Origin of the sequence: Luteococcus struthionis (assembly GCF_048595755.1) — a bacterium.
GTDB lineage: Bacteria > Actinomycetota > Actinomycetes > Propionibacteriales > Propionibacteriaceae > Luteococcus.
Genome location: NZ_CP184360.1, coordinates 1,941,365 through 1,966,205 on the forward strand (window position 1 = coordinate 1,941,365; position 24,841 = coordinate 1,966,205).

A 24,841-nucleotide genomic window follows, 5' to 3' on the forward strand; every position below is an offset into this window, starting at 1 on the left:
TAGAACAAAGATTCGATGATGGTCTGGGGTATTCGAGGGGGCGGACATGCAGGAGCTGGCGCGAGTGGGAAATCCGTCGTCCGTGGCGGATCGGGTGCCGATGGAGCACCTGTCCTCGGCGCAGACCGTCGGCGCCCTGCTGGCCGCCCGGCGTCGTGCCTGGCAGGCGGAGGCAGAGCAGTTCGCCCTGGCCGCCCACTTCGCAGACCTGCATGCCGTGGTTCCCGAGGACGGGCCCGTGGTCTTCGGGGAGCGCATGGTGCACCTTGGTGGTGACGGAACCCCCGAGGTGGCGGAGTTCGCCCCACTGGAGATCGCTGCCGCGCTGACCATCACGCGGGAGGCTGCCGAGTTGATGATCGGGGACGCCTTGGCCCTGCGCCACCGCCTTCCGCTGTTGTGGCAGAAGATGCACGACGGTGAACTGCGCGTCGGGGTGGCGCGTGTGCTGGTGATGAAGTCCCGCTCACTCCCGCTGCGCGAGGCGCTGGAGCTGGACCGTCGAATCGCGCCCCTGGTCGGCGGGATGAGCCCCGGCCGTCTCGTGCGGATCGCCGAGGGGCACGTCCTGGAGCTCACACCCCAGGAGGATGCTCGCACCCACCATGAGCTGGCCATGGCAACCCGGGGAGTGTGGCTGGGGGAGTCCGAGGACGGTGTGGCCCCGCTGCAGGGCCGGCTGGCCGCCTCGGACGCAATCTTCCTCGACGCGCAGCTCGACCGGGTCGCCACCATCCTGGCGCAGGGTGGGCACACCGAATCGGTGGACGTGCGACGGGCCACCGCACTCGGCATCCTCGCCTCCCCGGCACGCGCGCTGCAGCTGATCCAGGCCTCCCTGCTCGACGAGGTGGACGATCCCGCCTTGCCCCTGGACACGGATGCCGCCAGGGACGAGAGCTGTCCGGCTGCCGGCCAGCGCGGCCACACCTGTGGCGCCGTCACAGTCGACCCCGAACTGCTGCTGCCTCGATCCACCGTGGTGGTGCACCTGGCCGAGCAGGCCCTGGCCGAACTCGACGGCGTGGCCCGGATGGAACGAAGCGGCCCGGTGCTCGTCGAATGGCTGGAGGAACTGCTGGGGCATTCGCGGGTGACGTTGAAACCCGTGGTGGATCCGGCAGTCGTCACCCCGAGCGACCGGTATGAGGTCAGCCACCGGATGCGGCAGGTGGTCATCGCCCGCAACCCGGTGGAGGTCTTCCCGGGGTCCAAGAAGTGGGCCGAGTCGTGCGATCTGGACCACACCGAGCCTTGGCGGCCCCCGCCGTCGCCGGCCGCGCCACCCGAATCGACCGCGCCACCCGAATCGGCCGCGCCATTCGAATCAGGCGCGCCCGAATCAGGCGGACGGCGCGCGAACGGGGAGAGGGATCAACCACCACGCTCGGCGCCCGCCACCCGGCCCGAGAACCTCGGCCCCTTGTCCCGCACGGTGCACCGAGCCAAGACCCACGGCGGCTGGCAGCTGCGACAACTGGCTCCCGGCATGTTCTTCTGGCGATCGCCCGACGGGTTCGCCTACCTCGTCACGCCCTCCCGCTCCTGGATGATCCACAACCCGGTGACCCCTGCCGGCTGAGGGCCCGCCTGCCCGGCCCCGCCACCGTGGCAGGGTGGTGCCGTGGATCTCGAAGAGCTACCAATCGGGGAGTACGCATTCCCAGGGCCGCTGCGCGACCGACTGGTTGGCGCCATCCTCTCGGGGGAGAAGACCGCAACCTCTTGGCTGCAGGAGGAGGAAGACCGTTTCGGCGACGAGCCCACTGTGCCGGGGTACCGAGAGGTCGTCGTCGATTCCGTGGGAGAACCGGTCTGCGTCACCGAGGTCATCGACGTGCAGGTCCTACCGCTGGCCGACGTCGGTGACGACCACGCACGGGCCGAAGGGGAGGGTTACGCCGACGCGCGCGAGTGGCGTGAGGGGCACGAGGAGTTCTGGACCTCACCCGACTACGTCGCCTCCCTGGGCGAACCCACGGTGGCAATCGGCGATGACACCCCCGTGTGTTGCTGTCGCTTCCGGGTGATCCACCGCTGCTGAGGGGGCGCAGCGGTCGGAATGCAGGAACGCCGCCCCGAATCGGGGCGGCGTCCAACGAAACTGTCGGCTCACTCGGCCGTCGGCGGCGCCCAGTAGGGGTTGCGGCCCAGGAAGGCCATCAGCTTCTGCTCGCTGGAGGCGTCGTCGCGCACCGGCTGCTGTTCGCCGAACTGGCCGGATTCGCGCAGCATCTGCTCGGAGCCCTTCATGTCCTCGAGCATCTGGTGGCAGGTGGCCTGGTCGAGCCCGGAGGCCTGCCCGGTGGCGGTGGCCAGATCCCAGGTGTGCATGAAGATGTCGGGCACGTAGTAGGTCTCCAGCGCCTCCACCACGCTCATGCCCTTGAACATCGTTTCGGGCATGTTCAGCTTCTCGATTCCGGCATTGCTCATCAGGGTCTGCATCTGCTCGGTGTGCTTGCGCCAGGCCTCGACGGGATCGGCGTCGACGGAGGGGATCTCGCCAAAGGTGAGCCCCTCCACCTGGCCGAACATGCCGCGCGACCAGTCGACCAGGTGGCGCACGATGTCGCGCACAGACCACTCGGCCACGGGGGTGGGGGCATCCCAGTCGGTGACGTGGGCCAGCTTCTGGCTGAAGAGCTCGGCGGTGCTGCGGTGGCGCTCGGCCAGCTCGATTCGATTCTCGCTCATGCTGACAGTCTGCCCCACGGCGGAGGGTCCGGTTGTCTTCCGGTACCGCTGCCACCACGATGGTCGGGTGATCAACGCCGACTACGACCTGCTCGCCTGCGGTCTGTTCTTCAACGATCTGGCCTTCTCGGGGCTGCCCGCGGGAGGCCCAGTGGCCGGTCACGAACTGCGCACCGGCCCCTACGAGCAGAGCCCGGGCGGCATCGCCAACTCCTCCATCGCGGCCCGACGCCTGGGGCTGGACACCTGCATGGTCACCGACTGCGGCGACGATCCGATGACCACCGGCGCGCTGACCGCGCTGGCCGACGAGGGAATCGACACCTGTCACGTACTGGTGCACGAGGGTTGGCAGACCCCACTCACCGTGATCCTGAACTACGACGGCGACCGTGCCATGGTCACCAGCGAGACCGCCCACCCCGGCCCGTGCGTGATGCGTGCCCGCCACGCGCCCAGCGCTCGCGTGGCGATCACCCACCTGCAGCCCTTCCCGATGCCGTGGTTGGCCGAGGCCACGGCCCGTGGCACCCAGGTCATCGGTGACATCGGCTGGGACGAGAGCGGCCGCTGGAACCTGGCCGACCTGCCAGACCTGGAACGGTGCACGGTCTTCACCCCGAACGAGGTGGAGGCGGTGAACTACACCCGCACCGAGAACACCGGACAGGCACTGGCCGCGCTGGCGGAGATCGTCCCGATGCCGGTGGTGACCCTGGGCCCGCGCGGCTGCATCTCCATCGACGCCCGCACCGGCGAACAGGCCCGGGTACCGGCGCTCGGCGTCGACGTGGTGGACACCTGCGGCGCCGGCGACGTCTTCTCCGCCGGACTGGCCGCCGTGCTGACCACCGACTGGCCCTTGGCCGACAAGTTGCGCTTCGCCACCCTGGTGAGCACCGTCACCGTCTCCCGCCTGGGCGGAGCGACCACCGCCCCCGACATTCGCGAGATGCAGGGCTGGGTGCGCGACATGCCCCGCGACGAGCAACGTGACTACGGTTTCGTGCTCGACCTGCCGCTGAGCATGGCGGGAGGAGAGGCATGAGCCTGCGTCACGACGAGGCCATCGTCAGGGCCGCGCTGCTGACGGTGCACGAGGTGCACATCCGGCTCGACCTCACCCGCGACGAGGACTTCACCAGCAGCACCACCATCACCTTCGACTGCGCCCGGCCGGGGGCGCAGACCTTCGTCGACTTCGCCGGAACCAGCCTGGACCGGGTGGAGCTCAACGGGCAGCGGTTGACCGGCCCGCAGTGGGACGGCCGTCGCCTCACCCTCGACGGCCTGCAGCGGCACAACACGCTCACGGTGAGCGGCACGATGGCCTATTCCAGCGACGGGGAGGGACTCCATCGCAGCGTCGATGCCGCCGAGGGCGAGCGCTACCTCTACGCCATGAGCTTCCTGGACGCGGCCCCGCGGTGGTTCGCCTGTTTCGACCAGCCCGACCTCAAGGCGCGCCACCGGCTCGACGTCGCCGCCCCGCCGGGGTGGCTGGTGCGCGGCAATGCCCCCATGCAGCAGGTGGAGGGGCAGTGGCGCAGCGAGCCCACCGCACCGATCTCGAGCTACCTGGTGACCGTGGTGGCCGGCCCCTGGGTGGAGCTGACCCGTCGGCACCGCGCCGCCAACGGTGACATGACGCTGGGGCTGTTGGCCCGCCGAGGCTTGGCCGAGGAGCTGCGGCGCGATGCCGACGACCTGTTCACGGTGACCGCTGCCTGTCTGACGGCCTATGAGGACCTGTTCGCCGTCCCCTATGCCTTCGGCGACTACCTGCAGGTCTTCGCCCCCGACTTCAACGCCGGCGCCATGGAGAATCCCGGGTGCGTGGTGCTGCGGGAGCAGTTCCTGCACCGCGGGCACATCACCGAACAGGAGCGGGCCTCACGGGCGGGCACCATCGCCCACGAGCTGGCCCACCAATGGTTCGGAGACCTGGTCACCATGCGCTGGTGGGACGACCTGTGGCTCAACGAGTCCTTCGCGGAGTACCTGGGCCATCGCATCTGCACCGAGCACACCCGCTACCCGCTGTGGGCCCAGTTCGGGCTGCGCCGCAAGACCTGGGGCCTGTCCGCCGACCAGGGCCCCAACACCCATCCGGTCGCGGGCAATGGCGCCGAGGACACCACCGCGGCGCTGGCCAACTTCGACGGCATCAGCTACGCCAAGGGCGCGGCGGTGCTGCGCCAGCTGGCCGCCTGGATGGGGGACGAGGCCTTCTTCGCCGGTCTGCGCCACCACGTGCAGGGCCACGCCCACGGCAACGCCACGATGGCTGACCTGGTGGCTGCGTGGCAGGCCCAGGGCGTCGACGGGCTGCAGCTCTGGCTGCAACGCTGGTTGACCACCAGTGGCGCCGACCGCCTGCGGGTGGCGGAGGGGCCCTTGCGCCTGGAGCGGGAGGGCACGCGTCCGCATGCCCTGCGCGTGGCCGTCCATGCCCCCGACGGCAGCCTGCGTGACCAGGCCAGCCTGGTCTGCGACCTGCCCACGGTCCCGCTCGACGTCCGGGCAGAGCCGGGAGACCTGGTGCTGCCCGATGCCGATGACACGGCCTGGGCGATGGTGCGTCCCGCCGTGGCCGGTGGCGAGGTGACCGACTTCGCGCTGCAGGTCCTGCCCGATCCGCAACGGGCAAGCCTGCTTGGCAACCTGCACGACGCGGTACAAGACGCCCAGGCCGATCCGGGCCGGGTGCTGCAGTTGTTGCTGCGGGCCCTGCCCGACGAAATCGACCCGACGCTGCTGGGCGCCGAGCTTGACCTGGCTCGCATCTGCAGCAGCACGTGGTGCCCGCCCCGACACCGCGCCGCTCGACGTGCGGCGCTGGCCCAGACCTGCCGGGAACTGCTGGCAGCGGCCGAGCCGGGCAGCGACCGGCACCTGGAAGTGCTGCGCACCCTGGTGGCCAGCAGTGACGATCCGGCCCTGCTGCACGCCCTGCTGGAGGCCGACGGTGCCACGTCCCTGGGGCCGGAGGACCGGTGGGCCGCGGTGCGGCGGCTCGTCGCGCTGGGCGAGGACCCGCGGCTGGTGGATGCTGAGCAAGATCGCGATCCGTCCAGCACGGGTCGGCTGCACGCCCTCACCGCGCGGGCTGCGGTCCCGGCCACCCAGGCCAAGCGAGCGGCCCTGCGACGGGTGCTCACCGACGCACAAGCCTCCGCCTACGAGATCCAGGCAATCGCCCGTGGTCTCTTCCTGCCGGAGCAAGACCAGCTGGTGGCGGGCCTGGCCGTCGAGTGGCTGGGTGGCATCAATGCCACTGCGGCCCGTCGGCAGGGATGGGGACTCACCGGCACGGTGCGCGCGGGATTCCCGTCGGGCTTCGCCGACGACGAGGTCCGCCAGGCTGCTCGTCGGGCCTTGCAGGATCCGCACCTGGACCGCACCGTGGAGCGTGCACTGCGTGACGGTTGCTTCGCGCTGGACTGCCAGGCGGCCAGCTGGGAGCGCTATCCCGGCTGAACGCCCCGGCAAACCCCCGGATGGCGAACCCCGGACGACGTGGCCCAGTTGAAGGCTTGCTGTGCATCCGGCCCCCTTCGTGGCGGCGATGGCCACCCGCGGCGGATTTCTGCGCCCACAGCAGTCCTCGCGGCCCTCGCCTCGTCGTAGGATGGGTCGAACTGTGGCGCGAGCAGGTGCGCGCCCACCAGCCATCAAGGGGACCTGTCTGTGAGTGAGACCCAGCCGTCGTTCGACGAGTCTTCCGGCGATGCCGCGCACCCGCGGCGCGGTGGCCGGTGGGCGCTGATCGGGCTCGGTTCGCTGGCGCTGCTGGCGGGCGGCACCTACGCCGCCGGTTACGCCATGGCGGGGGAGAACCTGCCCCGCAACACCAGTGTGCAGGGCGTTCCCGTGGGCGGCATGCCCGCCGACGAGGCACAGCGAACCCTCAAGGCCGAGGTGGCCAAGCGTGCCGAGGCACCGATCACGTTGCGTGGCGAGGGCAAGCAGGCGGCCATCAAGCCGGCCGAGTCCGGGCTGGTGGTGGACTACCAGGCCACCATCGAGCAGGCGGGCGCGGGCAAGTCCTTGCGGCCGTCGCACATCTGGAATGTGCTGCGCGGTGGTGGGCCGATGAAGCTCAAGACCCAGGTGGACGAGGATGCGCTGAAGGATTCGGTGGCCGCCCACGCCAAGACCTTCGCCAAGGACCCGGCCGACGCCACCGTCTCGCTCAACCGGGAGAAGGTGAAGCTCACCGACGGTGTGGTGGGCACGGCCCTCGACGTCGATGCCGCCACCAAGCAGGTGCGCGAGGCGTGGCTGACCACCACCACGGTGGATGCCCCCATCACCCGCACCGAACCGGCCATCACCACGCAGGAGGCGCAGGCCTTCGTCAAGGAGCAGATCACCCCGCGCGTGAGTGCGCCGCTGGTGCTCGACCTGGGCAAGGGCAAGGTGGAGCTCACCGGCCCCGGCATCGGTGAGCTGACCAAGATCGAGGCCAAGGACGGGGAGCTCACCGCCACGAGCAACCTGGACAAGCTCTACAAGGCCGCCGAGCGCAAGGCCGAACCGCTGGGCTTCGACGCGCCGGAGGATGCCAAGTGGGAGCTGAAGGGCGGCAAGCCCTCCCTGGTGCCGGGCAAGCCCGGCCAGACCATCGACCGCAAGGCCTTCGACAAGCTGGTCACCGAGGCGTTGCCCAAGACCGGCGCCGATCGCACCATCAAGGTGCCGGTCACCACCAAGCAGCCGAAGGTGACCACCGAGCAGGCCAAGAAGGCCGCCGTCACCGAGGTGACCGGGCAGTTCACCACCGAGTACCCGCACGCCGACTACCGCAACACGAACCTGGGCGTGGTGGCGCGACGCATCAACAACACCTACATCGCTCCCGGCGAGACCTTCAGCCTGAACGACACCATCGGCCCCCGCACCGCCGATGCCGGTTTCGTCGACGGCTGGGTGGTCTCGGGCGACCACCTGGTCAAGGAGAATGCCGGCGGCATCTCGCAGAGCGGTACCGCCGTCTTCAACGCCTTCTTCTTCTCCGGTCTGCAGCGCATCGAGCACCAGCCCCACACCATGTACTTCGACCGCTACCCGGCCGGGCGCGAGGCGACGCTCTACTACGGGCACATCGACGTGAAGTTCAAGAACGACAGCCCCTATGGCGCCATCGTGGAGGCCTCGGTCAACCCGTCCTCACCGGGCGGCAAGGGCTCGATGACGGTCAAGATCTGGTCCACCAAGGTCTACGACAAGGTGGAGTCCACCGAGCTGGCGAAGTCGAACTTCACCACCGGCCGCAAGCTGACGCGCTCGGGCCCCAAGTGCAATCCGCAGGCGGCGGCCCCCGGCTTCACCGTCAACTACGCGCGCCTGTTCTACAAGGGCGGCAGCATCGTCAAGCGCGAGCCGTACCGCTGGACCTATGCGCCCACCGACGAGATCACCTGCACGTGAGCAGGTGCTGGGACCGCTGGCGACACGTTGTAGAGTGACGCTGTCGGGCGATGCAACCAGCCGTTTCGACCCCCGGAACCTCAGTATTAGGAGACCCCAGTGACCTACGTCATTGCGCAGCCCTGTGTGGACCTCAAGGACCGTGCCTGCGTCGAGGAATGCCCCGTCGACTGCATCTACGAGGGCAACCGCATGCTCTACATCCACCCCGAGGAATGCGTGGACTGTGGTGCCTGCGAGCCGGTCTGCCCGGTCGAGGCCATCTTCTACGAGGATGACGTCCCCGAGGAGTTCAAGCAGTACTACGACGTCAACGTCGACTTCTTCGACGGCATCGGCTCGCCCGGTGGCGCCTCGAAGCTCGGCACCATCGACAAGGACCACCCGGTGGTTTCCGCCCTGCCTCCCCAGGGCGAATGAACACCCCCTCTGCCTCGAAGTCGGGCAGGCGTGCGCCGCTGGCGTCTCGCCTGCCCGATTTTCCGTGGGACTCCCTTGCCGGGGCCAAGCAGCGGGCCCAGGCGCACCCCGACGGGATCGTCGACCTGAGCGTCGGAACCCCCGTCGACCCGACCCCGACGCTTGCGCGCGAGGCCCTGGCCGGGGCCGCCGACTGGCCTGGCTACCCGACGGTGTGGGGCACCGCAGAGCTGCGCTCCAGCATCCGCGACTACCTGCAGGGGCGGTGGCGCAGCGTCGCACTCGCCGACGAGAACGTGCTCCCGGTGATCGGCACCAAGGAGGCCGTCGCCTGGCTGCCCACCATGCTCGACCTGGGCGCGCAGGACACCGTCGTGATCCCCAGCACCGCCTATCCCACCTATGAGGTGGGGGCCGCGATGGTCGGTGCGACGATCATCGCCAGCGACGATCCGGCCCAGCTCGCCCGCGAGGGCATCACGCCCGCCCTGGTGTGGATCAACTCGCCCGCCAACCCGCACGGCAAGGTGCTCGACGTCGACGAGCTGCGCGCCTGGGTGAGCTTCTGTCGCGCCACTGGTGCGGTGCTGGCCTCCGACGAGTGCTACGGCGAGTTCTGCTGGGAGGCCGAGGCGCTCAGCATCCTCGACCCGGCGGTCAATGACGGCGACATCGGCAACCTGTTGGTGCTGCACTCGCTGAGCAAGCGATCCAACCTGGCCGGCTACCGCGCTGGCTTCATCGCGGGCTGCTCGCGGCTGGTGATGGAGCTGCTGGAGGTGCGCAAGAACTTCGGCATGATGCTGCCCGGCCCGGTGCAGCAGGCGATGGCCGCCACCCTGGCCGACCACGGCCACGTCGAGGAACAGCGCCAGCGCTACCTGGCCCGTCGTGCCCAGCTGCGCCCCGCGCTGGAGGCGGCCGGTTTCACCATCGACCACTCCGAGGCCTCGCTCTACCTGTGGGCCACGCGTGGCGAGGACTGCCGCGCCACCGTCGACTGGTTGGCCGAGCGCGGCATCCTGGTGGCCCCCGGCGACTTCTACGGCACGGTGAGCACGCAGCACGTGCGCATCGCGCTGACCGCCACCGACGAACGCATCGCCGCGGCGGCCAGGCGGCTCACGCCCGGAGCGTGAGGACGGCCTCGGTGGCTCCTGCGGGGGCCTGCGAGGCCTCCTGCCAGCTGGCGACGCGGTTGCCGCTCACCTGCAGCTCCCGCCCATCCAGGCTGACGCCGGTCACCCCGGTGCTGCCGGTGGTCATCAGCACCAGGTGCGTGGCCGACCACAGCTGGGTCTGGTTCCCGCCGGTCAGCGTCAGCCGGGCCTGGCCCTGCTCCAGGGCGACGGCATCGCCGAAGCCACGCTCCACGATGGTGCGGGCCAGCGCGGTGTTGGGCGTGGCCTCGCCACGATCGACGCAGCTGATGGCCGCGGGGGAGTGCCCGGTCAACGCACTGCCCCAGGCCTTCGCCTTCTCGACGTGCTTGCGGTAGCCCTCCGGCACGCCCGAGCGCTGCACCTGCTGCGCCACGTCGTTGATGTCGCCGCTCTCCCAGCCGTCCACCTTCACCAGGTGGTCGTAGAACTTGCCGGCGGAATACCACGGGTCCATGATCTGCTCCACGGTGCCCCAGCCCTGGCTGGGCCGCTGCTGGAAGAGCCCCACCGAGTCACGGTCCCCGTGGTCGATGTTGCGCAGCTTCGACTCCTGCATGGCGGTGGCCAGCGCAATCGATGAGGCCCGGGCGGGCAGTCCGCGTCGCTGCGCCTCGGCGACGATGATCGCCGCATTCTGCGACTCCTCCAGGCCCAGCGAGTCACTCACCTCACCCACCCGCACGACGCACTGCTCCGCGGACGGCACCACCCTGGGCGCGCCGCCCCACCTGGACAGCAGCGCCCCCACGCCCAGGATGATCGCCAGCAGCAGTACCAGCAGGACCAACAGCGGAGTCAGTTTGCGCAAGTCAACCTCAGTTCTGGTGCAGGGCCGTGTTCAGGGCGACGCGCTGGCCGTTGCGGTGCCTGGCCACCACGGCGCCCGACTGTGAATCGCGCAGGAAGAGCAGGTCACTGAAGCCACTCAACTCCACGGCCTTGACCACGGAGCCGTCCGGCAGACGCACCTTGGTGCCGGCGGTCACGTAGAGGCCGGCCTCCACCACGCAGTTGTCACCCAGCGAGATGCCCACACCGCTCTCGGCGCCCAGCAGGCAGGCCTTGCCGATGCGCACCACCTCTCGGCCGCCGCCAGACATGGTGCCCATGATGGAGGCGCCGCCACCCACGTCGGTGCCGTCGTCGACGACCACCCCGGCCGAGATGCGGCCCTCCACCATGGAATGGCCCAGGGTGCCGGCATTGAAGTTCACGAAGCCCTCGTGCATCACGGTGGTGCCCTCGGCCAGGTGGGCCCCCAGCCGCACTCGGTCGGCGTCGCCGATGCGCACGCCGGAGGGGACCACGTAGTCCACCATCCGCGGGAATCGGTCCACCGAGAGGACGTTCACCACGCCGCGGGTATTGCGCAGCTGCAGCCGCACCCGCTCGAAGCCCTGCGGGGAGCAGGGCCCCGCCGAGGTCCACACCACATTGGGCAGCACCTGCACCAGCCCCTCCAGGTTGAGGCCGTGCGGCTGCACCAGGCGGCTGCTGAGCAGGTGCAGGCGCAGGTAGGCGTCGCTCACCTCGACGGGTGGGGCGGCCAGGTCGATCACCGTCTGCACCAGCTCGGTGCGCACCCGACGGTCGTCGTCCTCGGTCTGCGCGGAGACCATCGCGGCGGGCGCCTTGGCGTCCTCGGCGGGGCGCCCCAGCGCCGGGGTGGGGAACCAGGTGTCGAGTACCTGGCCCGATTCGTGGACGGTGGCCAGGCCCCATCCCCACGCCCAGACGGGGCCATTGGCTGAAGTCATGCAGAAAGACTAGCCCGCGGCCACCAGGTGAACCGTCAGACCGCGGTCGTTGGCCACCACCAGTCCGTGGCCATTGCTGCCGCTGGTGCGGGTCAGCACCCCCGGCACCGCCAAGGGGTCGAGCTGGCTCGCGGTGATGGCGTCCAGCTCGTCCACCAGCACCAGGTGCCCGGCCGGAACACCGGTCATCGACAGGTCCTCGGTCTCCATCAGGGAGGCCAGCAGGGTGCGCTGCAGGGCGCGCAGGTCGGTGCCACGTTCACGCAGATAGGGATTGGACATCGTCTCGAAGACCGCGATGGCGTCCTGCATGGTGCCCTGCACCGCCGCCACGGCGCTGCGTCCCTCGGCGATACGGTCACGGAAGCCCTGGGCCAGCATCGGGTCGTGCAGGATGGAACGGATGGCGCGCAGCACGGCTCCGGTGACGCTCTGGTCGGGCATCTTGGCAGCCAGGCCCTCCAGGAAGCCGTCGGTATTGGCCAGCGCGGTCTCGAGCCGGGCGAGTTCCTCCTCGCGGGTGCCGGGTCGGTAGTCGTCCACCGGCACCGTCAGCTGCAGCTCGTGGATCGGCAGCTCGCCCAGCGTCGAGGCGACCCGGTCCGGCTGGTGCTCGGCTTGTCCGTCGCCAAAGTTCTTCGCGGCCAGTTCCGCCAGTGCCCGGTGGGCCAGGTGGGCCTGGCGGCCGGTGATGGTGGCCACCAGCTCGTCGCCCTGGCGCACGCCCAGGCTCTGCACCGCCATGATGCTGCGGCCATCGACCGCCTCGTCGGGGGCACGGTCGCCGCGTCGCAGCATCACCACCGCGTCCAGACCGGCGATCACCGAGACGATCGACGCGCACGGCCGGGCGTGCAGGCCATGCTGGTTGTGCACCGGCATGCGCAGTTCAAGCTCGTTGCCGGGCTCCACCGGACGAGCCGCCGCGGTGGCGCGCACCACCTGGCCGGTGACGGGCTGGCTGCGGCCCAACTGTTCCCGCTTCGGGGCCAGCGACTGGTCGGCCTCTCCGTCGACGGTCTCCAGATCGGCCCGGCCCGAGGCGCTCACTGCGGCAGCCACCAGCCCCTCGACCAGGGGAGCGGAGCTGATCTTGACCCGGGAGGCCACCTCGGGGTCGACGAAGTCCAGTGCCATCTCGGCCGACAGCACGGCGCTGCCCAGATCCACCAGCACCAGGGTGCCATCGGGGCCGTCGAGCTCCTCGATGGCGGCGGCGATGGCGGTGGCGTCGGTACCGGTGGTCTCCTCGTCCAGGCCCGCGGCGATCACCATGCGGGGCCGTAGTTCGTCGGGCACCATCTCCTCGGCGAGGGCCACGGCCGCGCGGGCCAGTGCCCGGCTGTGCGAGACGACGACGATCGAGATCACTCAGAACTCCCGGATGCGAGGCTGCTCAGGCCAGGGTGGACAGGGCGGATTCCACGAGCAGGGTGATGCTGGTGGCTCCCGGGTCCTGGTGTCCGGCGCTGCGTTCGCCCAGGTAGGAGGCGCGTCCCTTGCGGGCCACGAGCGGCACCGTGGCGTCGCGTCCCCGTCGGGCGGCCTCGACGCCGGCCTGCAGGCACTCCTGCACGGTGGTCTGGGTGGCCTCCATCGCCTCGACGGCGGGGATCAGCGCATCCAGCATCGTCTTGTCACCCAGCCCGGCCTTGCCGCGGGCCACCACCCCGTCCAGTGCGGCGCGCCAGGCGCGCACCAGGGCGGCCACGTCGTCGCCCTGCCCCAAGGAGGCGGCGAAGCGCAGCAGGAAAGTGCCGTAGAGCGGGCCGGAGGCGCCACCGACGGTGCTCACCAGGGTCATGCCGGCCTTCTTGAGGTAGTCGACGGCATCCGGGAAGGCGTCGGCGTCGATCTCGCGCACCGCCTGCATCCCGCGGTCCATGTTGGCCCCGTGGTCGGCGTCGCCGATCTGGCGGTCGAGCTCGGTGAGCTCCGCCGCATGGGTCGAGATCTTGTCCGCGTAGTCGGTCATCCAGGCAATGGCTCTGGTCTTGTCCACGTCAGCAACCCCATCTCAGTCCGGGTGTGTTCACCGGCGCGTCCCACAAAGTGAGCAGGTCGTCGTCGGCAGCCAGCAGGGTGACGGAGCAGCCCGCCATGTCGAGCGAGGTGACGTGGTTGCCCACCAGATTGCGGGCCACCTCGACGCCGCGCGCCTCCAGGATGCGCAGGACCTCGCCGTACATCACGTACAGCTCCATCAGTGGGGTTGCGCCCATGCCGTTGAGCAGGCAGATCGTCGGTGCCCCGGTGAAGTCATGGTCAGCCAACAGCGGGTCGACGAGCAGCTCCGCGGCATCGCGCGCTCCCACCATGGGAAGCCTCTCACGACCGGGCTCGCCATGGATGCCGATTCCAAGTTCAAGTTCGTCCGGGCCCAGGTCGAAGGTGGGGCGTCCCGCGGCCGGCACCGTGCAACTGGTCAGGGCCAGCCCCATCGACCGCCCCCGGTCATTGATGCTGCGCCCCAGCTGGGCCAGTTCACCCAGGTCGCGGCCCTGCTCTGCCGCCGCACCGACGAGCTTCTCCAGCACCATGGTCAGACCCACGCCGCGCCGCCCGGCGGTGTAGAGGGAGTCGACGACGGCCACGTCGTCGTCCAGCAGGACCTGATCCACCCGGATGCCCTCGGCCGCGGCGATCTCCTGGGCCATCTCGAAGTTCAGCACGTCACCGGTGTAGTTCTTGACGATGTGCAGCACTCCCCGGCCCGCGTCGACGGCGCGAGTGGCGGCCAGCACCTGGTCTGGGGTGGGGGAGGTGAAGACCTCGCCGGCGCAGGCGGCATCCAGCATGCCGTGACCCACATAACCGACGTGCAGCGGTTCGTGGCCGGTGCCGCCACCCGAGACCAGCCCCACCTTGGGCTGGGAGGCGGGGGTGCGGCGCAGCACCACTCGATTGACGTGGTCCACGCGCAGGTGGTCGGGGTGGGCCACCTCCATGCCGCGAAGCGCGTCGGCGACGGCGGTGTCTGCCGAGTTCAGGAGCTTCTTCATGGCTCCATCAAAGCATCTGCCAGTCATCCGTCCAGACAGGAGAGCACCTCGGCGCAGCTTCCGGGCGCGGCCACCACGATGCCGCCACGCTCGGTGAGCACCACCTCGGCGCCGCTCTCGCGCGCCACCAGCACGCCCGCCAGGTGGCGCAGCCGGTTGTGGCCGGGCAGGGCGGCCGCCACGGCCCACTGTGCGCACACCCCGGCCAGCGACAGGGCACCCGATCCCATCACCCGCGCCGTGCAGTGCTGCTCGGCCACCCGGGTGAGGAAGTCGAGCATGCCGGGCCAGGGGTGGGGCCCGCTCAGCTCGGTGAACAGGGTGCGCCCCGCCAGGCCGTCGGCGCGGGGGACCTCGAGGGGCACACCGTCCAGGGTGGCTCCCAGCCCTTGGGCGGCCAGGAAGACGTGACGCTGGGCCGGCTGGGCGATGCTGGCCACCACCGGCTCTCCGTCGACGGCCAGCGCCACGCTGGTGGAGGTCCAGGGCAGGCCGTTGGCCAGGTTGGTGGCGCCGTCCACCGCGCATACATACCAGGTGGGGCGCTGGGTGGGGGCCTGGGCGGCCTCGGCGGAGACCACGACGTCGTGGGCCTCGCCGAAGCTGTCGGCCACCACCTGCCGCAGGTGGTCCTCGACCGCCTGGCGCACCTCCACCACGGGGGCGATGGCGGTGCGGGTGTAGGAGTTGACCCATTCGGCCATGTCACGGGCGATGCAGATCATCGTCGCGAAGTCGGCTGACAGTCCCACGCGGGCCGCCAACTCGTCGGGGCCCAGCACCGCCAGCGCCAGCGAACTGGTGCCTTGGTTGATCAAGCGACGCAGCAGGCGTGGCCGGTCGGTGGTGATGCGGTCGACTCCCGCGTCGATCGCCATGCTCATGATCTCGGCATCGTTGGTGGTCCACACCGCCACGTCCAGGCCCATCCGGTGCACCTGGTGCACCAGGGGCTCGTCGATGAGCGTCCACTCCAGGTTGATCGCGCTGGGGCGCAGCCGCTGCACCAGGCCCAGGTCGAGCTCGCCACCGGGATGGTTGTAGGCCAGGTCTGCCTCGGGCAGCTGCTCGCGCACGTACAGCATCGCCTCGGTGTCACCGCACCAGCTGATCGGGACCAGCTCCGCCTCGGGGCGCTGCTGGAAGGCGCGCACCACCGGCAGCGCCACTCGCACGTCGGCCACGTCGACGGTGTCGATCAACACCGTCACCGGGTTGCGCCTGCCACGGTTCAGCTCGACGAACTGCTCCAGCGTCTCGGCCAGGGTGGGGATGCGCGTCTCTCCGCTGCCGAGGCCCGCCAGGGTGCCCACCACCCAGTCGGACTCACCGGTGTCGGGATCGGTGACGTGCACCATGTCACCCACCCGGTGCGGCACGCCCCACAGGCGCAGCAGGGTGGCGTCGTGCAGGATCACGCTCACCCCGTCGCGACTGGTGCGAATGTCGATCTCGACGACGTCGGCCCCGCCCTCGACGGCGGAGCGGAAGGCAGCGGGGGTGTTCTCCCGCGCCGATTCGGAATCGCCCCGGTGGGCCACCACGGTGATGCTCATGGCACCACGCTAGGCGGTCAGCGGCGCGGCTGCGGGATGTCCTGGGTGATGAGGCGTTCGATGCGCATCCACGGGGCCCGTCGGTGCCAGTCGAGCCGCACCCGGATGCGGTCGTTGTGCATGATCGTGGCGGTCAGGGCGACGAAGACGAGCCCCACGCACACCACCCCGAACAGCACGGTGGCACGTGGCCCGAGCACATCGCCCAACCAACCCACCAGCGGTGAGACCAGCGGGGCCACCCCCATGATCGCCAGCCCCCACAGCGCCATCACGCGGCCCCTCATCTGCGGGGCCGTGGCGGTCTGCAGCAGGGAGTTGCCGGTGACCAGCGCGGTGATGGTGAAGAAACCCACCGGAACCTGCAGCGCCACGAAGAGCCAGAACCAGCCACTCAGTGCCGAGAACAGGTTGAACAGCGTGTAGCCGGCCATGCCCATCAGCACGTGCCGCAGGCGGGGGCGGCCGCGATGGGCCGACCAGAGCGCGGCGGCCAGCGCGCCGATCCCCATCGCGCTGCCGACGATGCCGTAGTCGCTGGCGCCCCGCGCGAAGGCCTGCGTCGCCATCACCGCATTGGAGATGTTGTAGTTGAAGCCCAGACCTCCCACCGCCAGGCCGACGGTGAGCAGCGCCACCAGGTCTGGACGCTGGCGCACATAGCGAAGCCCCGCCACGAAACCGCCGTCCTTGCCCTTGGTGGGTTGGGCCGGGTGCAGCAGGCTGGGGCGCATCGACAGCAGCGCGGTGGCCATGACGGCGAAGGCCACCACATTGATCGCGATCACCCACCCGGTGCCCACCAGGGCGATCAGGGCACCGCCGATGCCGGGGCCCAAGAGCCGAGCGGCGTTGAAGCTGGCCGAGTTCAGGCTGATCGCATTGGGCAGGTCCTCGAAGCCGACCATCTCGCTGACGAAGGCCTGCCGGGCCGGCATGTCGAAGGCCATCGCCAGCCCGTCGACGAAGCTGAGGGCGAAGACATGCCACAGCCGGACGTGGCCGGTGATGGTCAGAGTGGCCAGCATGGCGGCGCTGGTCATGCTCACCAGGCAACCCACCAGCAGGATGGCGCGTTTGGGGAAGCGATCGGCGACGATGCCGGCCACCGGGTTCAACAGCAACTGGGGCAGGAAGACGGCGGCGGTCTGGTAGCCCAACGCTTGGGCATTGCCGTCGGTGAGCACCACCAGCACCAGCCACGCCTGCGCGGTGCGAGACATCCAGCCGCCGATGTTGCTGACCAGACCACCGACGAACCAGATGCGGTAGTTGGGGTTGGCAAGGGAGGAGAAGGTCTGGCTCACCGCAGCACACTAACCCGCAGGCGCAGGCCCACACCTGCAGGGGGTGCCCGGCCCCCGCGGGCAGCGCTAACGTCGGACGGGTGAAAGCGACCATCTGCACGCCGCAACAGGTTCCCGACCTGCTGCCCCAGGCCCTGGCGGGGCGCGCGGTGTTGGCCCCGGTGGGGGAGAACGCACCGCAGACCCTGGCCATGCTGCAACCCGAGGTGCCGCTGGCCGAGCCCGACGCCGCCGTCGTGGTGGCCACCTCCGGTTCGTCGGGGCAGCCCAAGGGAGTCGTGCTCTCCCGCGCCGCGCTGCTGGCAGCGGCCGAGTCGTCGCAGCAGCGGCTGGGGCCGATGAGCTGGACCTGCGTGCTGCCCACCGGCTACGTGGCGGGGCTGATGGTGCTGGTGCGGGCCCATGTGGCCGGCCAGCCGGTGCACTTCGCCTCGCCTGATCTCTCGGACCTGTCCGGACCGGCCTCCGCGCCCGGCCCCAAGGCGATCTCGATCGTGCCCACGCAACTCTTCCGGGCCATGGACCATCCCGAGGTGTTGCGGGCCATGGCGCGCTACGACGCGATCCTGCTGGGCGGCGCCGCCGTCGATCCCGACCTGCTGGCACGGGCTCGCGGGCACGGGCTGAACCTGATCACCACCTACGGCATGAGCGAGACCTGCGGCGGCTGTGTCTGGGACGGTGAGCCGCTGCCCGGCGTCACGGTGGACCTCGGTCCGTCGGCCGAGCCTGTCGAGGCCCCCTCCGGACGCATCCACCTCCACGGCGACATGGTCTTCAGCGGCTATCGACTCGCTCCGGAACTGACGGCCGCCACCCTGCAGGGCAGGACCGTGCGCACCAATGACCGCGGTGAATGGCGCGACGGCCGGTTGCACGTGCTGGGCCGCTTCGACGACGTGGTGATCAGCGGGGGAGTCAACGTCGACCTGGCCGCGGTCCAGCGCGCCGTCGACGCCGTCGAGCCCGACAGCGGAGTCGTGCTGGCCCTGCCAGACCGGGAGTGGGGCAGCCGGGTGGTGCTGGCCAGCACCAGTGCGCACGACCTGCAGTGGTGGCGTACGGCGCTGGCCGATCGGCTCGGCCGCGCGGCCCTGCCGCGCCAGCTGGTGGCCATCGATGTGGTGCCGCGCACGAGTTCTGGAAAGATTGACCGGCAGTCGCTGCTGGGCGAGCTGTTGGACGAGAAGGACTGAGGCCACGTGGCAACTGTTGGTGAATGGATCGAGGGCGCCCGCCCCCGCACGCTTCCGGCGGCGCTCTCGCCGGTGCTCGCCGGGTCGGCCGTGGCCTGGTTCGAGGGCGGTTTCCGGCCGGGGCATGCCCTGCTGGCCTTCGTCGTCGCGCTGGCGCTGCAGATCGGCGTGAACTTCGCCAATGACTACTCCGACGGTATCCGGGGCACCGACGAGGACCGCGTCGGCCCGATGCGCCTGGTTGGTTCGGGGGCGGCGCGCCCGGCCCAGGTGAAGGCCGCCGCCTTCGCCTGCTTCGGACTGGCCGCCGTGGCCGGTCTGGTCCTGGTGCTGCTGACCGGCCACTGGTGGCTGGTGGGCGTCGGGCTGGCCTGCATCATCGCCGCCTGGTACTACACCGGGGGCGAGCACCCCTACGGCTATGCGGGTCTCGGTGAGGTCTTCGTCTTCATCTTCTTCGGCCTGGTGGCCGTCTGCGGCACCACCTATGTGCAGCTCGACCGGGTGCCCTGGTGGGCCTTGGCCGCTGCGGTGGCGATCGGCGCCATCGCCTGCCAGATCCTGGTGGCCAACAACCTGCGCGACATCGTGGGCGACTCCCAGGTGGGCAAGCGGACCCTGGCCACCCGCCTGGGGGATGCCGGGACCCGGCGCTTCTTCGCGTTGCTCACCGTCGTCGTCGTGGTGTGCGTGGTGGTCATGGCGGCGCTGACCAGCTGGTGGGTGCTGCTGGGCCTGGTCACCCTGGTGCTGCTGCTGCCGGCCACCCGCACCGTGCTGGGCGGGGCCACCGGCAGGCCGCTGATCGCAGTGCTGAAGCAGACCGGCCTGGCCGAGCTGTTGTGTGCCGTGGGCCTGTTCGTGGGCTGCCTGCTGGCCTGACTGCGAGTCACTCGCGGACCGGGGGATGACGAACAACTGGTGGCAACCGCTGCCACCCCTGATGGGTTCTTTGCTTTGCTGGCGGTACCGGCAAACAAGGAGTGGCAATGACGCAGATCCCCGCGGCAGCACAGGTGCTCGTCGATTTCGTTCCGACCCAGAAGTACTTCGTCGGGATCGACTCCGACGGTTGCGCCATGGACGCCATGGACATCAAGCACACCGAGTGCTTCACCCCGAACTACATCAAGCACTTCGACCTGCAGCCCATCTCGACGCTCACCCGGCAGACCGCGATGTTCGTCAACCTGGGCTCGGTCACCCGTGGCCTGAACCGGTGGCTGGCGCTGCGCCAGCTGCTCGACCTGCTGCGTGACCGCACCGAGGTGGCCGAGCGCGGCGTCACGATCCCCGAATACCCGGAGCTGACCGACTTCATCAATTCCGGCCATCCCCTCAGCGACAAGGGGATCGCCGCCTACGCGGCCGAGCACCCCTCGGAGACCATCGACCGCTGCATCCGCTGGGGCAATGGTGTCAACGCCACCATCGCCGACATGGTGCATGGCTGCGGCCCCTTCCCCGGAGTGCGCGAGGCCATGCAGGCCATGGACGAGGCCGGTATCGACCAGATGACCGTCTCGGCCACCCCGCTGCACGCGCTGGAGAAGGAGTGGAATGAGCACGGCCTGGCGCAGCACATGAAGGTGATCGCCGGGCAGGAGATGGGCGGCAAGGCCCAGCACGTCGAATTCGCCGCCAAGGGCAAATACGACGACGACAAGATCATGCTGATCGGTGACGCCCCCGGTGACCGCGACGCCGCGGCCAAGGCTGGCTGCCTGTACTACCCGATCAACCCCGGCGCAGAGAAGGAGTCCTGGCATCGCTTCGTCGCCGAGGCCCTGCCCAAGTTCCTGGACGGCACCTTTGCCGGTGAGTACCAGCAGGCCCTGATCGCCGAGTTCGAGAGCTACCTGCCCGACGAGGTCCCGTGGCCCACCATCAGCGGCAACCGCAAGGTCACCAAGCCGACCGTCAAGGCGTGACACCCCCGGCCCCCGAGCCTGTCGAGGGGGCTGGATTCCCGGTCCCCGAGCCTGTCGAGGGGCCACCCATCACCACAGAAGGAGCACCGATGCCCAAGCTCGTGGACCTCACCGCAAGCCCCTACAACCTCGACGAGTCCCAGATCCAGTGGGTCGAGGACACCATCGCCGCCATGTCCGACGAGCAGAAGGTGGGCCAGCTGTTCACCTGCCTGTTCTTCTTCGGCAAGGATGCCTACAGCGGCAACGAACTGACCAACCAGCAGATCCTGGACACCTACCACATCGGCGGCGCCCGCTACCAGGGTGGCACCGCGGAGCAGGTGCAGGGCCTGATCAACGAGCTGCAGGCCGGATCCAAGATCCCGCTGATGGTGGCCGCCAACTGCGATTCGGGCGGCAACGGGGCCTGCAATGACGGCACCTACATTGCCTCCGGCGCCCAGTCCGAGGCGGCCGGTGATCCGTCGGTGGCCCGCAATGCGGGCTACGTCTCCGGCGTCGAGGAGAGCGCGCTGGGCGTCAACACCAATTTCGATCCCTGCGTCGACATCCTGTTCAACTGGCGCAACACCATCGTCAACACCCGTGCCTACGGCACCAATGCCGACGACGTCATCAAGTACACCCAGGCCTACATCGACGGCATGCGCGAGAGCGACGTCAATGTCTGCATCAAGCACTTCCCGGGCGACGGCACCGAGGAGCGCGACCAGCACCTGGTGCTGGGCGTCAACGAGCTGTCCGTCGAGGAATGGGACCAGAGCTTCGGCAGGGTCTACCAGCACCACATCGACAACGGCGTGGAGATGATCATGGCCGGCCACATCGCCGTGCCCGCCTACCAGAAGAAGCTCAACCCCGCGCTGCAGGACTCCGACATCCTGCCCGCCACCTTGGCCCCCGAGCTGGCCACCGGTCTGCTCAAGGAACAGCTGGGCTTCAATGGCATGCTGATCACCGACGCCAGTCACATGCTCGGCATGACCGCCGCGATGCAGCGCAAGGACTACGTCCCCGGTGCCATCGCCGCCGGCTGCGACATGTTCCTGTTCTTCAACCAGATCGACGAGGACTTCGGCTACATGCTCGACGGCTACCGCAACGGTGTCATCACCGAGGAGCGGATGACCGACGCGCTGCGCCGCGTGCTGGGGCTCAAGGCCAAGCGTCGCCTGCACGAGAAGCAGGCCGACGGCACGCTGCTGAAGAAGCCCGAGGAGCTGGCCGTGGTGGGCTGCGACGAGCACCTGGCCATGCGCAAGGACGCCGCGGACAAGGGCATCACCCTGGTCAAGAACACCCTGGACCAGCTGCCCCTCAACCCGGAGCAGCACAAGCGCATCAAGCTGTACTACGTCGCCGGCGAGAAGGGCGGCATCTACTCCGGCAATGACCAGACCGTGCAGCAATTCACCGACGAGCTCACCCAGCGTGGCTACGAGGTGACCGTGCAGGAGGGTGGCAGCCGGGTCAAGGGCTCCATCGAGCAGTACAAGGCCGAGACCGACGCCGCCCTGTTCATCGCCGAGGTGATCGGTTACGGCGCGCAGAACAACTACCGCATCCAGTGGAGCGCTGCCATGAGCAACGAGATCCCCTGGTACGTGCACGAGGTTCCCACCTTCGCGGTGAGCCTGAACTTCACCACCCACCTGCACGACCTGACCATGGTCAAGTGTTTCGTGAATGCCTACAACTCCAATCCCGACATCATCGCCGGGGTGCTCGACAAGCTGGAGGGCAAGAGTGAGTTCAAGGGCACCCCCAATGACCTCGTCTGGGCGGGCAAGTGGCAGGCGAAGCTCTGATCCCGACCTGACACGCGCAGTGCCCGTCCCCCGAGGGAGACGGGCACTGCGCGTTTTCGGGCTCGGTTCAGCGGTCCTGTTGCATCAACCGGGCCGCGTACCAGAAGGGCACGGCCACCAGCAGGGCACCGCCGACGAAGTTGCCGGCCGTGGTCAGGGCCAGGTTGCGCAGCAGCCCGTGCTCGCCCAGGCCCCACCCGATGGGGTTGGCGGGCACCATGCCGGGATGGAACAGGGCCAGCAGCATCGGGAAGGCGATGAAGGCGATGTTCGCGATGACGTGCTGGGTGCCACCCACGACGAAGGCGAAGGGGCCGTAGAAGGCAAAGCCCATCCGGGCCACGTCGGTGCGGGCCTTGAAGAACATGAACATCGCGGTCTGCAGGAACCAGGTGCACAGGATGGCCAGCAGGAAGGCGCTGGTATTGCTCGCGCCGCTCTTGGCGGTGCCGATGGCCACCGCATTGGAGGCGAAGGGGCGTGCCAGGTAGGGGCCGCCCGCGGCGGCGGCGACGGTGATGAAGCCCAGCGCACCGGTCAGGTTGCCCAGCAGCCCCAGCGCCAGGAAGCGCAGGTAGTGCCACCAGCCCAGCCGTCGCGACAGCACCGCGATGAGGCCGGCGGCCATGTCTGCGGTGATCAGCGAGGCGCCGGAGACCAGGATCAGCACGAAGGAGAAGCCGAAGGCCAGGCCCATCACCATGCTGGAGAGCCCAGGAATGGTGATGCCGGTGCTCACGGTGGTGCTCAGCAGCACGCCGAAGGCCACCATCGTGCCGCCGATCAGGGAGCGCACCAGCATCGAGGCCGGTCGATGGGCCTTCTCGACGGCGACGGCGATGACGCGCTCCACCATGTCGCCGATGCCCCAGAGCTCGAGTTCGTCGCGGGCCGGCCGGGTGGCGGCCACGGGTCGTTCGGTGGCGAGTGTCATGGCTGGGTGTCCTCCGGTGCAGTGGGCGGCTCCCAGTCGTGCAGGTTGCCGGAATGGTAGAGCAGGGGCTGGTTCTCGCTGCGGTGCATGTGCTCGGCGCGCACCAGCAGGATCACGTGGTCACCCGCGTCGTAGATCCGGTCGACGGTGCCCTCCACCCAGGCAGCGGTGTCGGCCAGCAGGGGTGCGCCATTGCGGCCGGGGACGTGCTCCACCCCGGCGAAACGGTCCTCGGCGCGGCTGGCGAAACGCCCCGCCAGCTGGCCCTGACCCTTGGCCAGCACGTTCACCGCCAGCGGCCGACCGATCCGGAAGGCGGGCAGGCTCCCGGCGGTGCGGGCCACGCACACCAGCAGCAGCGGCGGGTTCAACGAGACCGACGCGAAGGAGCTGATGGTCATGCCCACCGCGCGCCCGGCGAGGCTGGTGGTGACCACCGTGACACCGGTGGGGAAGGCGCCCATCACCGATCGCATGAGCGCGGGATCCACCGGCTCGCCGAGGCTCCAGTCGTCGTGGACGGTGTGGTCGGGAAGAACTGTGGTCATGGCTGCTCCGGTCTCAGTGGCTGTTGGCCAGCTCCCAGCGCAGCTGACCCTCGGAGGGGGACTGCACCGGGATGAAGGTGGCCTCGCGGAATCGTCGGCTGGCGGCGGTGGCGCGGGCATAGCCCCTGCCGCCGGCGGTGCGAACCTCCAGGCCCGCCGCCGCCGTGGTGATCTCGGCCGCCGCCAGTCGCAGCGACAGCAGTTCGGTGCGCTGCGGCGGTTCGGTGGTGCCCACGCGCTCGGCCAGCTTGGTCAGGGCGGAGGTGGCCAGCACATGACGCCCGTAGACCTCGTCGAGCTCGCCGCTGAAGGCGTTGTTGACCCCCACCAGGCCGTCACGGGTGGCGTCGATCGAGGTGGCGGCCAGACCCAGGCACATGGCGCTCTGCAGCAGCAGGAAGGTGGGGCGCACTCCGGTGAGGAAGGTCTCCACGTCGCGGGTGAGCACCTGGTCGGCGCGCACCGGCACGTTCTCCAGCTTCACGAAGGACGAGGAGGTGCCACCCAGCGCCAACAGCTCGAAGGCCTTGCCGACGCTGACCCCCGGGGTGTCCAGCGGCAGCGCCACCACCAGCTTGTCGCCGTGCACGGTGCGCGCCGCGGTCACCAGGATGGAGTCGTCGAACAGGTTGCTGGCCCAGCGCAGGGTGCCGTCCAGCAGGAAGCCGCCGTCCTCGGTGAGGGTCGCGGACAGGTCGAGGCTGCCGCAGCCGGAGAGGTCCTTGAAGGCCGAGGCCATACCGGTGATGCCCAGCCGCTTGCCGCTGACCAGCTCGAAGGCGTAATGCCGGCCGGTCTCGGTCTGGGAGCTGAGCAGGTACTCGACGGTGATGCGGGTGGCCCACAGGGAGAAGGCGGTGCTCAGGCAGCGCGAGGCCACCGCCGAGACCACTTCAGCCATGGCGGGGAGCCCGCCGTCGGCATTGTGCGGGGCGCCCAACCCGAGCAGGTTCTGCTCGCCCAGCTGCGGGAAGACGTCCTTGGTGGTGGTCTTCCCGGCATCCAGATCGGCTGCGCGCTGCTCGATCAGCTCCAGCGTCTCGGGGTTGACCAGGGAGGTGGTGGTGATGGTGGTGCTCATGGCCT

At 69.6% G+C, this 24,841-nt stretch carries 22 protein-coding genes and 1 pseudogene; 11 read left to right on the forward strand and 12 right to left on the reverse strand.

What is annotated here, in order from left to right; all coding sequences use genetic code 11:
* Positions 1-46 precede the first annotated feature (46 nt).
* Together ACOAMO_RS08900 and ACOAMO_RS08905 are read left to right on the forward strand one after the other, a co-directional pair.
* Positions 47-1,582, forward strand: a complete 1,536-nt coding sequence (locus tag ACOAMO_RS08900; RefSeq protein WP_420174452.1) for a DUF222 domain-containing protein — start codon at positions 47-49, stop codon at positions 1,580-1,582.
* Between the two features lie 42 nt (positions 1,583-1,624).
* Positions 1,625-2,044 carry an ASCH domain-containing protein gene (locus ACOAMO_RS08905; protein ID WP_420174453.1) on the forward strand — a complete coding sequence of 140 codons (420 nt, stop codon included), beginning with the start codon at positions 1,625-1,627 and terminating at the stop codon, positions 2,042-2,044.
* A 68-nt stretch (positions 2,045-2,112) separates the two neighbouring features.
* On the opposite strand, the gene ACOAMO_RS08910 is transcribed toward ACOAMO_RS08905, so the two are convergent.
* Positions 2,113-2,697, reverse strand: coding sequence for a TIGR03086 family metal-binding protein (locus tag ACOAMO_RS08910; protein WP_420174454.1), 585 nt, complete (start codon positions 2,695-2,697; stop codon positions 2,113-2,115).
* A gap of 67 nt (positions 2,698-2,764) precedes the next feature.
* Between ACOAMO_RS08910 and ACOAMO_RS08915 the strand changes: the two genes are divergently transcribed.
* From ACOAMO_RS08915 to dapC, 5 genes are all read left to right on the forward strand, one after another.
* Positions 2,765-3,745, forward strand: coding sequence for a carbohydrate kinase family protein (locus ACOAMO_RS08915; RefSeq protein WP_420174455.1), 981 nt, complete (start codon positions 2,765-2,767; stop codon positions 3,743-3,745).
* A complete protein-coding gene (gene pepN, locus ACOAMO_RS08920; RefSeq protein WP_420174456.1) occupies positions 3,742-6,177 on the forward strand; it encodes an aminopeptidase N in 2,436 nt (811 codons plus the stop codon). The genes ACOAMO_RS08915 and pepN overlap by 4 nt, the downstream gene beginning before the upstream one ends.
* Positions 6,178-6,387: 210 nt before the next feature.
* Complete coding sequence (locus tag ACOAMO_RS08925) at positions 6,388-8,130, forward strand: VanW family protein (protein WP_420174457.1); 1,743 nt, start codon at positions 6,388-6,390, stop codon at positions 8,128-8,130.
* A 99-nt stretch (positions 8,131-8,229) separates the two neighbouring features.
* Positions 8,230-8,550 (forward strand): ferredoxin, encoded by a 321-nt coding sequence (gene fdxA / locus ACOAMO_RS08930; protein ID WP_420174458.1) that lies wholly within the window; start codon positions 8,230-8,232, stop codon positions 8,548-8,550.
* Entirely contained in the window at positions 8,547-9,689 is a 1,143-nt protein-coding gene (dapC, locus tag ACOAMO_RS08935; RefSeq protein WP_420174459.1) for a succinyldiaminopimelate transaminase, read from the forward strand. The genes fdxA and dapC overlap by 4 nt, the downstream gene beginning before the upstream one ends.
* On the opposite strand, the gene ACOAMO_RS08940 is transcribed toward dapC, so the two are convergent.
* From ACOAMO_RS08940 to ACOAMO_RS08975, 8 genes and pseudogenes are all read right to left on the reverse strand, one after another.
* Positions 9,673-10,521: a hypothetical protein gene (locus ACOAMO_RS08940; RefSeq protein ID WP_420174460.1), complete on the reverse strand. Its 849-nt coding sequence runs from the start codon at positions 10,519-10,521 to the stop codon at positions 9,673-9,675. The genes dapC and ACOAMO_RS08940 overlap by 17 nt on opposite strands.
* A gap of 7 nt (positions 10,522-10,528) precedes the next feature.
* On the reverse strand, positions 10,529-11,470 hold the full coding sequence (dapD, locus tag ACOAMO_RS08945) for a 2,3,4,5-tetrahydropyridine-2,6-dicarboxylate N-succinyltransferase (protein WP_420174461.1): 942 nt from the start codon (positions 11,468-11,470) through the stop codon (positions 10,529-10,531).
* A gap of 9 nt (positions 11,471-11,479) precedes the next feature.
* The gene (locus tag ACOAMO_RS08950; RefSeq protein WP_420176997.1) at positions 11,480-12,352 is read right to left on the reverse strand and encodes an HPr family phosphocarrier protein; all 873 of its coding nucleotides are present in this window, start codon (positions 12,350-12,352) and stop codon (positions 11,480-11,482) included.
* An 87-nt stretch (positions 12,353-12,439) separates the two neighbouring features.
* Positions 12,440-12,841, reverse strand: a pseudogene (gene dhaM / locus ACOAMO_RS08955) (dihydroxyacetone kinase phosphoryl donor subunit DhaM); the annotation flags it as partial.
* A gap of 25 nt (positions 12,842-12,866) precedes the next feature.
* Entirely contained in the window at positions 12,867-13,445 is a 579-nt protein-coding gene (gene dhaL, locus ACOAMO_RS08960) for a dihydroxyacetone kinase subunit DhaL (protein ID WP_420176998.1), read from the reverse strand.
* A gap of 28 nt (positions 13,446-13,473) precedes the next feature.
* Positions 13,474-14,472 carry a dihydroxyacetone kinase subunit DhaK gene (gene dhaK, locus ACOAMO_RS08965; protein ID WP_420174462.1) on the reverse strand — a complete coding sequence of 333 codons (999 nt, stop codon included), beginning with the start codon at positions 14,470-14,472 and terminating at the stop codon, positions 13,474-13,476.
* 23 nt (positions 14,473-14,495) lie between these two features.
* Entirely contained in the window at positions 14,496-16,028 is a 1,533-nt protein-coding gene (locus ACOAMO_RS08970) for an inositol monophosphatase family protein (protein ID WP_420174463.1), read from the reverse strand.
* A 17-nt stretch (positions 16,029-16,045) separates the two neighbouring features.
* On the reverse strand, positions 16,046-17,335 hold the full coding sequence (locus ACOAMO_RS08975) for an MFS transporter (RefSeq protein WP_420174464.1): 1,290 nt from the start codon (positions 17,333-17,335) through the stop codon (positions 16,046-16,048).
* An 80-nt stretch (positions 17,336-17,415) separates the two neighbouring features.
* Here ACOAMO_RS08975 and ACOAMO_RS08980 point away from each other — a divergent pair, with 80 nt between their 5' ends.
* The 4 genes from ACOAMO_RS08980 (at position 17,416) to ACOAMO_RS08995 (ending at position 22,273) form a co-directional block, all read left to right on the forward strand.
* A complete protein-coding gene (locus tag ACOAMO_RS08980) occupies positions 17,416-18,531 on the forward strand; it encodes an AMP-binding protein (RefSeq protein ID WP_420174465.1) in 1,116 nt (371 codons plus the stop codon).
* A 6-nt stretch (positions 18,532-18,537) separates the two neighbouring features.
* Positions 18,538-19,413, forward strand: a complete 876-nt coding sequence (locus ACOAMO_RS08985; protein WP_420174466.1) for a 1,4-dihydroxy-2-naphthoate polyprenyltransferase — start codon at positions 18,538-18,540, stop codon at positions 19,411-19,413.
* A 107-nt stretch (positions 19,414-19,520) separates the two neighbouring features.
* The gene (locus tag ACOAMO_RS08990) at positions 19,521-20,462 is read left to right on the forward strand and encodes an HAD family hydrolase (protein WP_420174467.1); all 942 of its coding nucleotides are present in this window, start codon (positions 19,521-19,523) and stop codon (positions 20,460-20,462) included.
* 89 nt (positions 20,463-20,551) lie between these two features.
* Entirely contained in the window at positions 20,552-22,273 is a 1,722-nt protein-coding gene (locus ACOAMO_RS08995; RefSeq protein WP_420174468.1) for a glycoside hydrolase family 3 protein, read from the forward strand.
* Positions 22,274-22,340: 67 nt separating this feature from the next.
* Here the strand turns inward: ACOAMO_RS08995 and ACOAMO_RS09000 are convergent, their stop codons facing one another.
* The 3 genes from ACOAMO_RS09000 to ACOAMO_RS09010 are packed head-to-tail and all read right to left on the reverse strand — an operon-like array spanning position 22,341 to position 24,836.
* The gene (locus tag ACOAMO_RS09000; RefSeq protein WP_420174469.1) at positions 22,341-23,207 is read right to left on the reverse strand and encodes a formate/nitrite transporter family protein; all 867 of its coding nucleotides are present in this window, start codon (positions 23,205-23,207) and stop codon (positions 22,341-22,343) included.
* A complete protein-coding gene (locus ACOAMO_RS09005) occupies positions 23,204-23,755 on the reverse strand; it encodes a flavin reductase family protein (protein WP_420174470.1) in 552 nt (183 codons plus the stop codon). Before ACOAMO_RS09005 ends, ACOAMO_RS09000 begins: the two co-directional genes overlap by 4 nt.
* A 13-nt stretch (positions 23,756-23,768) precedes the next feature.
* Positions 23,769-24,836 (reverse strand): hypothetical protein, encoded by a 1,068-nt coding sequence (locus ACOAMO_RS09010; protein ID WP_420174471.1) that lies wholly within the window; start codon positions 24,834-24,836, stop codon positions 23,769-23,771.
* Between the last annotated feature and the right edge of the window lie 5 nt (positions 24,837-24,841).